Source organism: Bradyrhizobium sacchari, assembly GCF_002068095.1.
GTDB lineage: Bacteria > Pseudomonadota > Alphaproteobacteria > Rhizobiales > Xanthobacteraceae > Bradyrhizobium > Bradyrhizobium sacchari.
In genome coordinates, this window is record NZ_LWIG01000004.1 from 143,154 (window position 1) to 155,476 (window position 12,323).

The window sequence follows — 12,323 nt, forward strand, 5'->3', positions numbered from 1 at the left end:
GGCGGTGCCGGTCGTCATGCTGCTGTGGTGGCGCAGGGCGCTGCCGGAATCGCCGCGCTGGCTCGAAAGCCGGGGCAGGGGCAAGGAAGCCGAAGCCCTGCTGGACAGGATCGAGGCGGGCTTTGCGCGCGAGGGCCACGTCCTGCCGCAGCCGGTGGTCGAAGCCGCAGCGCCCACGGGCACAGGCGGCACGCTGCTCGCCAATTTCGCGGCGCTTCTTGCGGCCCGCCAGGCGCGCATCACCATCATGACCTGGATCATGTGGTTGGCGATCACCTTCAGCTATTATTCCTTCTTCGTCTGGATCCCCGGCCTGCTGGTCCAGAACGGCATGAGCATCACCAAGAGCTTCGCCTATTCGATCGCAATTTATTGCGCGCAGATTCCCGGCTATTTCAGCGCCGCCTATTTCAACGAACGCATCGGCCGGCAGGCGACGATCGCGACCTACATGGTGCTCGGCGGCATCAGCGCGCTCGGGCTCGCCTTCGCGCAGAGCGACCAGCAGATCATGGCGGCGGGAATCTTCCTGTCGCTGTTCATGAACGGCACCTATGCGGGCGTCTATGCCTATACCGCCGAGGTGTTCCCGACGCCGGTCAGGACCACGGGCGCCGGGCTCGCTTCCGCGATCGGCCGGATCGGCGCGATCGTGTCGCCGATCCTGGTCGGCTATCTCTATCCGAATTTCGGCTTCGGCGGCGTGTTCGGCGTCACCACCACGGTGCTGCTGCTCGGGGCGGTCACCGTCGTGCTGATGGGCGTGCCGACCCGCGGCCGTTCGCTGGAAGAGATCGCGGCCGGTGAAGTTGCATGACGCGGACGAAACTAAAGGCCGATCCGTTGCTCTGCGCCGTTGCGGCCGCGCAGGGCAAGGTGGATCAGCCGGAGGCTCTGTTCGTGGCGCTGGACGAAGCCGTGAAGTCGGCGATCGGGCACAAGCTGTTCACGATCCTGACCTATGACGGCGACAGTGGCGAAGCGGCGCGGGTCTATTCCAATCTCCCGCGGCCGTATCCGACGGGGGGACGCAAGCGCCTTGCGCCGGGGGCCTGGACCGAGGCGGTGCTCGACCGCGGCGAGGCCTATATCGGCTATACGCGGGACGATCTGCGCACCGTCTTCTCCGATCACGACCTGATCGCCTCGCTCGGCTGCGAGAGCGTGCTCAACATGCCCGTGCGCTGGCGGGGGCGTACGCTCGGCTCGCTCAACCTGCTTCACGAGGCGGGCTGGTACGGCGAGGACGATGCCGCCGCGTGCCTTCCCTTTGCCCAGCTTGCGCTGCCCGCGCTGCTGATGGCGATCTCATCCTGACCAGACAGGAAACGACTATGCCCAGCATCCTCTTCAAGAACGCCGCACTGCTCGACCCGCTCCAGCCGGACTTGCTGGAGGGGCAGCACGTGCTGGTCGAAGACAATCTGATCAAGGAGGTCTCCGACCGGCCGCTCCACGTCACCGCCGACCGCACCATCGATCTCAAGGGCAAGACGCTGATGCCCGGCCTGATCGACCTTCACGTGCATGCCATCGCGGTCGAGCTCAACCTGGCGCAGCAGGTGCACATGCCGAACGTGCTGGTGACGCTGCGCTCGACGCTGCTCTTGCGCGGCATGCTGCGGCGTGGCTTCACGACCGTGCGCGATGCCGGCGGCGCCGGTCACGCGCTGAAGCAGGCGATCGAAACCGGTCTCACTGACGGCCCGCGGCTGTTTGTCTCGGGACGCGCGCTCAGCCAGACCGGCGGCCACGGCGACATGCGGGCGCGCTCGGATTATCTTGCGAGCGACGCACCGTGCCCGTGCTGCGTCCGTGTCGGCGCGCTGGCGCGCGTCGCCGACGGCGTCGACGGCGTGCGCAAGGCCGCGCGCGAGGAACTCCAGATGGGGGCCGACCAGATCAAGATCATGGCCTCCGGCGGCGTTGCCTCTCCGACCGATCCGGTCGGCGCCTTCGGCTACTCCGAGGACGAGATCCGCGCCATCGTCGAGGAGGCGCGCGGGCGCCAGACCTATGTGCTCGCCCATGCCTACACCGCCGCGGCCATCGAGCGCGCAGTCCGCTGCGGCGTACGCACCATCGAGCATGGCAATCTGGTCGATGCGCCGACCGCGCGGCTGATGGCCGAGAAGGGCGCCTATGTGGTGCCGACACTCGTCACCTACGAGGCGCTGGCCAATGAGGGGGCGCAATATGGCCTGCCGGCGGAGAGCGTCGCCAAGATCGCCGATGTCCGCGACGCCGGCCTGCGCTCGCTCGCGATCTATCGCGACGCCGGCGTGAAGGTGGGATTCGGCAGCGATTTGCTTGGCCCGTCCCAGCGTCTGCAGAGCGACGAATTCCGCATCCGTGCCGAAATCCTCGGCCCGCGCGCGGTCATCGCCAGTGCGACCGTGATCGGCGCGGAGGTGCTCGGCATGGAAGGCAAGCTTGGCCGGATTGCGCCCGAGGCACTCGCGGACCTGCTGGTCGTCGACGGCAATCCGCTACGTGACGTAGCCTGCCTGCTTGGCCAGGGCGAGCACATTCCGCTGGTGATGAAGGCGGGCAAGGTCCAGTTCGACAGGCTGGGCGCGTAGCTACCGCCGCTTCCCTCGCATCTCGGCCCCGATGTCGATCTTCGGCTCCTATCTCGAGATGCGCACGACCATCTTGCCGAGCGCTCCGCGCGTCTGCATGGTCCTGAACGCCTCGCGAAAATCTTCCAGCGCGAAGACGCGGCCGACCACGGGTTTCAGCTCGCCGTTGGCGAGCCAGTTCGTCAGCTCCGACATCAGGCGCTTCTGCAACTCGGGCTCGCGCGTTGGGAGCTGCGCGAGGTCGACGCCGAGCAGGGCACCGCCTTTCAGCAGCGGCAGATTGAACGGCAGCGCGGGGATTGCACCCGCGGCGAAACCAATCACCAGATGGCGTCCGCGCCAGGCGATCGAACGAAATGCCTGCACCGAGATTTCGCCGCCGACCGGATCGAAGATCACGTCGGCGCCGTGTCCTCCAGTCAACTCCTTCAGCTTGTCGCGCCAGCCGGTCTGCGTGTAGTCGATCACAGCGTCGGCGCCGTGTTGTTGCGCGAACTCGCGCTTGTCCGGTGTCGATGCCGCGGCGATTACGCGGGCGCCGAGCAGTTTGCCGATCTGGACTGCCGCGACTCCCGTACCGCCAGCGGCGCCCAGCACCAGAATCTGTTCGCCTGCGCAGAGCGAGGCGCGTGCACTGAGCGCATAGAGCGCGGTCAGGTAATTGGCGCGAAACGAGGCGGCGACCTCGGCCGCGACGCCGTCCGGCAGGGGATAGAGCGCCGCTGGGGTGACGACGATCTCTTCGGCAAGCGCGCCCGAGCGCGTCATCCCCATCACGCGCATGCCGGGTTGATAACCTCCCGGCCTGCCCGGGGCTTCGTCCACGATCCCTGCGAACTCCGTTCCGGGGATGAAGGGAAGGGGGTCCTTGGTTTGATAGAGGCCTTGAATCTTTAAGCCATCGACAAATCCGATTCCCGCTGCCTCCACCCGAATGCGCAATTGGCCGGGCTCCAGGAGCGGATGAGGAATATCTTTCAGCTCGATTTGATCGATGGGCGCGTATTGTTCGACGACGACGGCTTTCATGTCGGATCCCTGTTATTCCGGTTACTCTAACCGGGTCCTGGACCAGCCTCTTGTGTCTACCGCCACATCCCGCGCATCTTCGCCCCGATGTCGATCTTCGGCCCTTGCGCCGAGGTGCGCGCTGCACCTGGCGCGGCCTTCGGCCAGGCGGCGCGTTCGAACAGATAGACCAGGGATTCCGGGATGAAGCGGGTGCGTGAGGCGTAGACGTGGCGGTCGCCCTTGGCGGCCTGGCCGTGGACGAAAAAGCGCTGCGGCACGACGAGGTGCAGATCGTCCTTGGCGCGTGTCATCGCGACATAGAGCAGGCGGCGCTCCTCCTCGATCTCGGCGCTGGTGCCGGCGCCGAGATCGGAGGGCATGCAGCCGTCGACGACGTTGAGCACGAACACTGACTTCCACTCCTGGCCCTTGGCGGAGTGGATGGTGGAGAGGATCAGATAATCCTCGTCGCGGAGCGGCGGCCCGGATTTGTCGCTGGTCGCATCCGGCGGATCGAGCGTGAGCTCGGTCAGGAACTTTTCGCGCGAGGCATAGCCGCTGGCGATCTGCTCGAGCTGCATCAGATCGGCGCGGCGCGTCTCGGAATCCTCGTGGATGCGGTCGAGATGCGGCTCGTACCAGAGCCGCACGCGCTCGAGATCGGCGGGCCATTCCGAGTAGCGCAGATTCTCCACCGTGCGGACGAAGGCGGTCCAGTCGTCGCCGGTACGCGCTGGCACGGGAAACCGGCCGAGCGTGGCAAGCGGGTCCGTACTCTCCGCCATCTGGTCGAGCACGCGCTGCGCGGTCGCGGGGCCGATGCCGGGCAAGAGATGCAGGATGCGAAAGCCTGCGACGCGGTCGCGCGGATTTTCACTGAAGCGCAACAAGGCCAGCACGTCCTTGACGTGGGCGGCGTCGAGAAATTTCAGCCCGCCGAATTTCACGAAGGGGATGTTGCGGCGGGTCAGCTCGATCTCGAGCGGCCCCGAATGCGAGGACGTCCGGAACAGCACCGCCTGGTGCTTGAGCAGCGCGCCTTGCTCGCGGTTGGCCAGCACCGCCTCGACGATGTAGCGCGCCTGGTCGGCCTCGTCGTGCACGGTGACGAGCTGCGGCTTCTGCCCGGAGGTGCGGTCGGTCCAGAGGTTCTTGGTGAAGCGCTCGCGCGCAAGGCCGATGACGCCGTTGGCGGCGGCCAGCACCGCTTGCGTCGAGCGGTAATTGCGGTCGAGCGTGATCATCTCCGCGCGCGGCGAGAAGCTCTGCGGAAACTCCAGGATGTTGCGCACGGTGGCGGCGCGGAACGAATAGATCGACTGCGCGTCGTCGCCGACCACGGTGAGGCCGCGTCCATCGGGCTTGAGCGCCAGCAGGATCGAGGATTGCAGGCGGTTGGTGTCCTGGTATTCGTCGACCAGCACGTGATCGAAGCGGCCGCCGATTTCCTCGGCGATCAGCGCATCGCTCATCATCTGCGACCAGTAGAGCAGGAGGTCGTCGTAATCGAGCACGTGCTGGGCCTGCTTGGCCTCGACGTAAGCGGCGAACAGGCCCTTCAGCTCGGTGGCCCAGCCCGCGCACCAGGGATAGTGCTGGCCGAGCACCTTCTCGATCTCCATCTCGGCGTTGACGCAGCGCGAATAGATCGACAGGCAGGTGCCTTTGGCCGGAAATCGGCTCTCGGTCTTCGACAATCCGCGCTCGTGCCGGACCAGGTTCATCAGGTCGGCGGAATCCTCGCGGTCGTGGATGGTGAAGGCGGGATCGACACCGATCCGCTCGGCATATTCGCGCAGCAGCCGTGCGCCGATGCCGTGGAACGTGCCGGCCCAGGTGAGCGCGTCGCGCATGATCGTGGCGTTGTTCTCGCCCAGGACCTTGCGGGCGATCCGCTCGACCCGGCCGGCCATCTCGGCCGCGGCGCGGCGCGAAAACGTCATGAGCAGGATGCGGCGCGGGTCGGCGCCGGCGACGATCAGGTGCGCGACGCGGTGGGCCAGCGTGTTGGTCTTGCCGGAGCCGGCGCCGGCAATGACGAGCAGGGGGCTTCCCACGGTGGCGCCATCGGCCACGCCGTGCTCGACGGCGCGGCGCTGCTCCGCATTGAGCGTGTCCAGATATGTCGCCACGAATCGCCCCGGTGAAAGGCCGAGAGTCGGCGATCCCGGAGCGAATCGCAATGCGGCTGGACGGAACCGATGTTAAGACCTAGGGAAAAGACGGTCCGAAGTTCCAGCCCGAAAAGTGCCCCCGGCATGAGCGAGCTCAAGTCTGACCAGTTCGAGATGCGACGGCTGGAATCGCTCAGCAACACCATTTTCGGTGTGGCCATGACGCTGTTGGCGTACGATCTGCCCAAGGCCGCCGTGTTCACCAGCGCACCAGGCTGGAGCGATCTCGCCCAGGTCTATTCCGGCAAGCTCGCTGGTTTTGCCCTCAGCTTCATCATCGCCGGCGTGTTCTGGATCAGCCATCACCGCCGGCTGGCGCGCCAGCCGGTCGGCAGCCGCGGCATGGTGATCCTGAACCTGTTCTTCCTGCTCTCGATCGTGCTGCTGCCGGTGACCAACGGCCTCTACACCAATTACGCCATGAGCAGCGCAGTGGCCGTGCTCTACGGCCTGCACCTGACCGCCATTGCCGGGCTCAATGCCTGGCTGTGGTGGACGATCGTCGGCAGTTCGGTCCGCGAGATGATGCCGTCGTTGTTTCCGCTGCTGGTCTTCATCCCGGGTACGATCGTTGCCGCCTTCGCGCCGCGTATCGCACCCTTCGTGTGGTTCATCGCCTTCGGCGGGATACTGATCCAGCGATTCTATGTCGCGCAGGGCGAGGCGGAGGTTTAGGGCGGCGGCTTATCCTTTTGTCGCGCCAAACCCGTCGGCCGGCACGTAAAGCTTGACCGGCCGGATTTCATACACCGCCGTCGGGTTCACCTCGCGCAGCTTCCGCGCCGCCGCGATCGCCTCCTCATCCGTGTCGTATTCGACGAGGTGGAAGCCGAGAAGCTGCTCCTTGGTCTCCGCAAACGGGCCGTCCAGCACCATGCCGGCGCCGGGGCCGCGCAGGGTGCGGGCCTTTCTTGTGTCGTCCAGCCGGGCGGCGGGCCCGAGGTGTCCGCTGGCGCGCAGGGGCGCCTGAACCTCGATGACCTTGGCCACCACCGCGGCATCCTGCTCCGGCGTCCAGGTCAAAAGCTCGTCTTCCACATGATAGGCCAGGATCGCATAAAACATCGTCACCTCGTTGATTTCGGGCACAGGTCCAAAGGACGTATCACCGCGGTACGCGCCGACAATCCCCCTCAACAAAATATTGCGTCGTGCAGGCCTCGACGAAACCATTCTGAAACCCGATTGCGACGGGCTGATGTGAACGCCGCCTGAAGCCGATGCGACTGATGACCACCAAGAAGGCTGAGGAATTCGGAGGCGGCTATGTCGGGTCAGACCATCAAGATCATCTGCGACGCGCGGCGGGCGGGCCAGTCGGAGCCGGCCGATTTGCACGACCAGAGCGGCCACCATCGCTACTACGGCAGCTCGGCCGAGAATGGTGGCGAGCGCATTGTCGAGAGCCGGCGCGGCAAGCGCCCGCGCGCGCTCAATGTCTGTGGCTTCTGAAGTCCCGGGCGTAACCGGTATTTGCGGATGAGCCTCCTGCAAATTTCGATCGCCGCGCTGCCGTTCCTGTTCTCGCTGGCGAGCCGGAACGGCAACGCGATCGCGCCATGCCTGGTCGCGAGTATCCTCACCGTGCTCCTCGGCGAAGAGCCTCACCGGGCGGTCGTGGCCTGGTGTGTCGGCGTGCTGATTGCCGCCGTTGCGTTTCGCGAGCGGCTTCGCGCGAGTTGAGCCGGCACCGTTACGGTGCGCTCAGGATCTGCTTGACGAGCGCCTCCCGCAGATTTGCCAATTCGCCGCTCGCCTCCATCTGCGCGATCACCTTGCCGACCTCGGGCACCAGAGCGCGATGGCGTTCGTGCAAATAGTGATAGATGTGGATGCGCTCGAGCGGAGGTGAGAGCGGATAGATCCTGGCCTGCAGGTTGAGCTTCCTCACGGCGACGAGCCCGCTGAAGAGGTCGGTGACCATCACGTCGAAGCGATCGGCGTCGAGCATCTTGACCATGCTCTCCAGGCTGGTCGTCGCCGTGACGCGGGCCATGCCGCGCGTGCCGGCCTCCGACGAGCCGACGCCGCGGACGATGCCGATGCTGTAGTCTCGAATTGAATTCCAGCCGGCGACATCGAAATGCAGCTTTGTCGTGAACACCGCGGGCTCGATGTAATTGATCGCCGGCGTGACCTGGACCAGCGTCGGATAGTCGCGTGAGAGCGTCCCGATCCGCTGGATCTCGCCGTCCACTTCGCCGGCGCTCGACAGCGCCAGCGCCCGCTTGCCGGGAACGTCCTCGAATTCGAGCTTGATGTTCAGCTTGGCGTAGACAGCCCGAAGCATCTCGCCGCCGACATATTGATCGGGAATGTCGGCGATGCGCGCCAGCCGGATCAGGTCTTGCGCCTGCGATGGAGCGGCTGCGAGCAAAGACAGCCAGGCGAGGGCAATCCGCCACATCACGCTTCTCCTTGGTCGAATCCCACTACCGCTGGAGTTCGGAGGCCCGCGCGATCTACCCGGGGTGGCGCCTGCGCGCCGGCCGCAGCAATCGACGTTCGCCCGCGATGTGAGGCGGCTCCGGACTTTCACCGATGTCATTCTAGCACGCGAGGTGGTAGCTTGGGCCAGGATCCTGCTGCTGGGCGCAAGATATGACCCCGCCGACCTCAAGCCGCCCATGGGCCGACAGGATCGCCACGCCTCGCCTCGCGTGAAGAGAATATCGACTGTCGAATTGCTCCTGGCCGTGACTGGCCGGCCGGAGCAGGTGCCGCCATTCCCGGGACAGGGTGCATGGGTAACTCAGGCGATGAGGACTCCAAGCGCAGCCGCGCCGTTGCCCCGGCGGCCGCGAAGCAGGATTTGGGCGGGATCGGCGTTGCGGTTGCGCCGGCGATGATCGGAGCGTTGCTGTCTCGGGTCTTCAACTGGTCGCGCAGCGGCGTCGGGCCGCGCCTGCTGGCCGCCGTGCTGCTGTTCAGCTCCATCGTCACGCTGATGCTGACCACGCTGCAGCTTTATCTCGACTACGAGCGCGAGGTCGGCCTCATCGAGACGCGGCTCGACGAGATCGGCCGCAGCACCACCGGCAGCCTCGGCGAGAGCCTGTGGAATCTCGACCAGAACCAGCTCAGGCTCCAGCTCGACGGTATCCTGCGGCTGCCCGACATCCGCGCCGCCGAGGTGCGCGAGGTCGCCGATCGTCCCAATCCGATCCGTGTCGCGGTCGGCGAGCCGAACACCCCTTCGATGGTGACGCGCAACTATCCCCTGACCACCACCGTGCAGGGGGTGGTGCGCACGATCGGCGTGCTCCACGTCGAAGCGACGTTGAGCGAGGTCTATCAGCAATTGCTGCACCGTGCCCTGGTCATTCTGGCGAGCCAGGCGGCGAAGACGTTTCTCGTCTCGCTGTTCATCATCTACGTGTTCCATCTGCTGGTGACGCGGCATCTGGTCGCCATCGCCGACTTCGTCAGCAAATACAGCCTGGCGCGGCCGCCGCCGCCTTTGCGCCTGGAGCGCAGCCCGCCCTCCGATCCCGACGAGCTCGACAAGGTGATCGTCGCCTTCAACGCCATGTGCGCCAATCTCGAGTGCGCCTATGGCGAGCTGCGCGAGGCCAACGCCACTCTCGAACGTGACCTGAAGATCCGCCGCAGCGCCGAAGAAGATGCGCGCGCGAGCGAGCAGCGCTTCCGCGACTATGCCGAGACCGCGTCCGACTGGTTCTGGGAAACCGGACCGGATCATCGGTTCACCTACATATCGGAGCGGGCCGGCGGCTTCGGCATGGACCACAGGGCGCTGATCGGCAAGCGCCGCATCGACGCCGCTTTCGACCACGACGCCGAGCCGGAGAAATGGCGCGCGCACCTGGCGACATTGGACCGTCGCGAGCCGTTCCGGAAGTTCGAGTATCGCGGTCGTGATGCGAGCGGACGCATCCGCCATTTCAGCGTCAACGGCCAGCCGGTGTTCGGGACCGACGGACACTTCATGGGCTATCGCGGCTCCGCCACAGACCTCACCGCGCAACACGAAACCGAGGAGCGGCTGCGCCAATCCCAGAAGATGGACGCGATCGGTCAGCTCACCGGCGGTGTCGCGCATGATTTCAACAACGTGCTCACCGTCATTACCGGCACCATCGAGCTCATCCAGGAGGGGCTCGCGGACAGGCCCCAGTTCGCCGCCATCGCGCAGCTCATCGACGATGCGGCCACGCGCGGCGCCGAGATCACCTCGCAGCTCCTGACCTTCGCGCGCCGCCAGCCGCTCGAGCCGCGCGAGATCGACGTCAACGCCCTCGTCTTGGAGACCGCGAAGCTGCTGAAGCCGAGCCTGGGCGAGCATGTCGAGATCGTGACCCGGCTTGCGGACGACGCCTGGTCGGCGATGGCGGATCCGTCGCAGCTTTCGTCCGCGATCGTCAATCTCGCCGTCAACGCGCGTGACGCGATGCCCGGTGGCGGCAGGTTGACGCTGGAGACCGCGAACCGGGAGCTCGACGGCACCGAAGGCGCGGGCGAGGGCGATGTCGTGCGCGGCGCCTTCGTGATGATCGCGGTCAGCGACACCGGCCACGGCATTCCGGCCGACATCCGCGAGCGGGTGTTCGAGCCGTTCTTCACCACCAAGGGCGTCGGCCGCGGCACCGGGCTCGGGCTGAGCATGGTCTACGGCTTTGCCCGCCAGACCGGCGGTGCCGTCGCGATCGAGAGCGAGGAGGGGCGCGGCACGGTGGTGCGCTTGTTCCTGCCGCGATCGAAGGGCGAGGCGCCGGCCAAGACGGCGCCGGTTCAGGCACCCGCCACAGCGCGCGGGCATGAGACCATCCTCGTGGTCGAGGACGATCCGCTGGTGCAGGGCTACGTCATCGCCCAGCTCGGCAGCCTCGGCTATCGCACGCTCGCCGCCGGCGACGGCGCAGCCGCGCTCGCGCTGGTCGACCAGGGCGCCAAATTCGATCTCCTGTTCACCGACATCATCATGCCCGGCGGCATGAACGGGCACGAATTGGCCGAAGCCGTCCGGCTCCGCCGGCCAGGGGTGAGGGTGCTCTACACCTCCGGCTATACCGACGACACCATCGTTCACGAAGGGCATCTCGATGCCGGCGTGGCGCTGCTGAGCAAGCCATACCGGAAGTCGGAGCTGTCGCAGAAGATTCGCGAGGTGCTCAGGGGCGAGCCGCCAGCCTGAGGCGCGCCGGCGGACGAAAAGGCGCGGCGGGGAGGCCCCGTCGCGCCCGATTTCTTGCTCGCTGGTCCAGGGCTGAGAGCGCCCCGATGCCGAGCCCTTTTCAAGGCCTAGCGGGCGATCCCAGCGAGGTGACAGCGCTTGGGATAAGACACTGGATCACCTCCTTTCGTTGGTTTCGGGAGACTCAATATAGGTTGAAATCTCCCCGCCGTTAAGAGGAGGGGCGAAAGTGCGGGAACAGGGGCGTCCTTGACATGGGAAAGACCGGCCCGAGGCAGTTGAGACTGCCGCCCGGCCGTGTTAGGGGATCGCCCAACGCGGGTGTAGCTCAATGGTAGAGCAGCAGCCTTCCAAGCTGAATACGAGGGTTCGATTCCCTTCACCCGCTCCAAATTTCCATAACGCCCTCTGAGTTGACGCGGCGGCCGTTCTGTCAAAGAAGGGCGTCATCTGCCACGAACGCGCGGACCGTCTGCGCCACGTGGTTCACCGGGAGCTAAGGGTCCATATGGCTGAGCGGATTGCTCTCATCACCGGCGTGACCGGCCAGGACGGCTCCTATCTCGCCGAATATCTGCTGTCACTCGGCTACATCGTGCACGGCATCAAGCGACGCTCGTCCTCATTCAACACCGGGCGCGTAGACCACCTCTATCAGGACCCGCATGTCGGCAACGTGCCGTTCCTGATGCACTATGGCGACATGACGGATTCGACCAATCTGATCCGCCTGGTGCAGCAGATCCGCCCCACCGAGATCTACAATCTCGCGGCCCAGAGCCACGTCGCGGTCAGCTTCGAGAGCCCGGAATACACCGCCAATGCCGACGCGGTCGGCGTGCTGCGCCTGCTGGAGGCGATCCGCATCCTCGGCATGGAGAAGGAGACGCGGTTCTACCAGGCCTCGACCTCCGAGCTCTACGGTCTCGTGCAGGAGATCCCGCAGAAGGAAACGACGCCGTTCTATCCGCGCTCGCCCTATGGCGTCGCAAAACTCTACGGCTACTGGATCACGGTGAACTACCGCGAAGCCTATGGCATGTTCGCCAGCAACGGCATCCTGTTCAACCACGAGAGCCCGATCCGCGGCGAGACCTTCGTCACCCGCAAGATCACCCGTGGCGTCGCCCGCATCGAGGTCGGGCTCGAGGATACGCTCTATCTCGGCAATCTCGAGGCCAAGCGCGACTGGGGCCATGCCCGGGATTACGTCGAGGGCATGCACAAGATCCTGCAGGCCGACAAGCCGGACGACTTCGTGCTCGCCACCGGCGAGATGCACTCGGTGCGCGAGATGGTCGAGCTCTCGTTCGCGCAAGTCGGCCGCCGCGTCGAATGGCGCGGCAAGGGCGTCGAGGAGACCGGCGTCGATGCCGCAAGCGGCAAGACGGTGGTGAAGAT

Annotated in this window: 12 protein-coding genes and 1 tRNA gene; 9 read left to right on the plus strand and 4 right to left on the minus strand. The window is 65.9% G+C overall.

What is annotated here, in order from left to right; all coding sequences use genetic code 11:
- The 3 genes from A5906_RS43945 to A5906_RS06215 form a co-directional block, all read left to right on the plus strand.
- On the plus strand, positions 1–817 hold an 817-nt coding region (locus A5906_RS43945), incomplete at its 5' end, for an MFS transporter (RefSeq protein WP_245326608.1).
- A complete protein-coding gene (locus A5906_RS06210) occupies positions 814–1,317 on the plus strand; it encodes a GAF domain-containing protein (RefSeq protein ID WP_080134375.1) in 504 nt (167 codons plus the stop codon). The genes A5906_RS43945 and A5906_RS06210, both read left to right, overlap by 4 nt.
- Before the next feature lie 17 nt (positions 1,318–1,334).
- A complete protein-coding gene (locus tag A5906_RS06215; protein WP_080134376.1) occupies positions 1,335–2,582 on the plus strand; it encodes a metal-dependent hydrolase family protein in 1,248 nt (415 codons plus the stop codon).
- Between the two features lie 48 nt (positions 2,583–2,630).
- On the opposite strand, the gene A5906_RS06220 is transcribed toward A5906_RS06215, so the two are convergent.
- Complete coding sequence (locus tag A5906_RS06220) at positions 2,631–3,611, minus strand: NADPH:quinone oxidoreductase family protein (RefSeq protein WP_080134377.1); 981 nt, start codon at positions 3,609–3,611, stop codon at positions 2,631–2,633.
- Between the two features lie 56 nt (positions 3,612–3,667).
- Positions 3,668–5,725, minus strand: a complete 2,058-nt coding sequence (locus A5906_RS06225) for an ATP-dependent helicase (RefSeq protein ID WP_080134378.1) — start codon at positions 5,723–5,725, stop codon at positions 3,668–3,670.
- A 126-nt stretch (positions 5,726–5,851) separates the two neighbouring features.
- On the opposite strand from A5906_RS06225, the gene A5906_RS06230 reads away from it, so the two are divergent.
- Positions 5,852–6,442 (plus strand): TMEM175 family protein, encoded by a 591-nt coding sequence (locus A5906_RS06230; RefSeq protein ID WP_080134379.1) that lies wholly within the window; start codon positions 5,852–5,854, stop codon positions 6,440–6,442.
- A 9-nt stretch (positions 6,443–6,451) separates the two neighbouring features.
- On the opposite strand, the gene A5906_RS06235 is transcribed toward A5906_RS06230, so the two are convergent.
- The gene (locus A5906_RS06235) at positions 6,452–6,832 is read right to left on the minus strand and encodes a YciI family protein (RefSeq protein ID WP_080134399.1); all 381 of its coding nucleotides are present in this window, start codon (positions 6,830–6,832) and stop codon (positions 6,452–6,454) included.
- 201 nt (positions 6,833–7,033) lie between these two features.
- On the opposite strand from A5906_RS06235, the gene A5906_RS06240 reads away from it, so the two are divergent.
- Both A5906_RS06240 and A5906_RS06245 read left to right on the plus strand, forming a co-directional pair.
- Positions 7,034–7,219: a hypothetical protein gene (locus A5906_RS06240; protein ID WP_080134380.1), complete on the plus strand. Its 186-nt coding sequence runs from the start codon at positions 7,034–7,036 to the stop codon at positions 7,217–7,219.
- A 27-nt stretch (positions 7,220–7,246) separates the two neighbouring features.
- On the plus strand, positions 7,247–7,450 hold the full coding sequence (locus A5906_RS06245; protein ID WP_080134381.1) for a hypothetical protein: 204 nt from the start codon (positions 7,247–7,249) through the stop codon (positions 7,448–7,450).
- 10 nt (positions 7,451–7,460) lie between these two features.
- Here A5906_RS06245 and A5906_RS06250 read toward each other — a convergent pair whose 3' ends face one another.
- The gene (locus tag A5906_RS06250) at positions 7,461–8,174 is read right to left on the minus strand and encodes a substrate-binding periplasmic protein (protein WP_080134382.1); all 714 of its coding nucleotides are present in this window, start codon (positions 8,172–8,174) and stop codon (positions 7,461–7,463) included.
- 336 nt (positions 8,175–8,510) lie between these two features.
- Here A5906_RS06250 and A5906_RS06255 point away from each other — a divergent pair, with 336 nt between their 5' ends.
- From A5906_RS06255 to gmd, 3 genes are all read left to right on the plus strand, one after another.
- Positions 8,511–10,922, plus strand: coding sequence for an ATP-binding protein (locus tag A5906_RS06255; RefSeq protein ID WP_080134383.1), 2,412 nt, complete (start codon positions 8,511–8,513; stop codon positions 10,920–10,922).
- 317 nt (positions 10,923–11,239) lie between these two features.
- Positions 11,240–11,313: transfer RNA gene (locus tag A5906_RS06260), tRNA-Gly, on the plus strand.
- A gap of 117 nt (positions 11,314–11,430) precedes the next feature.
- On the plus strand, positions 11,431–12,323 hold an 893-nt coding region (gene gmd, locus A5906_RS06265; RefSeq protein ID WP_080134384.1), incomplete at its 3' end, for a GDP-mannose 4,6-dehydratase.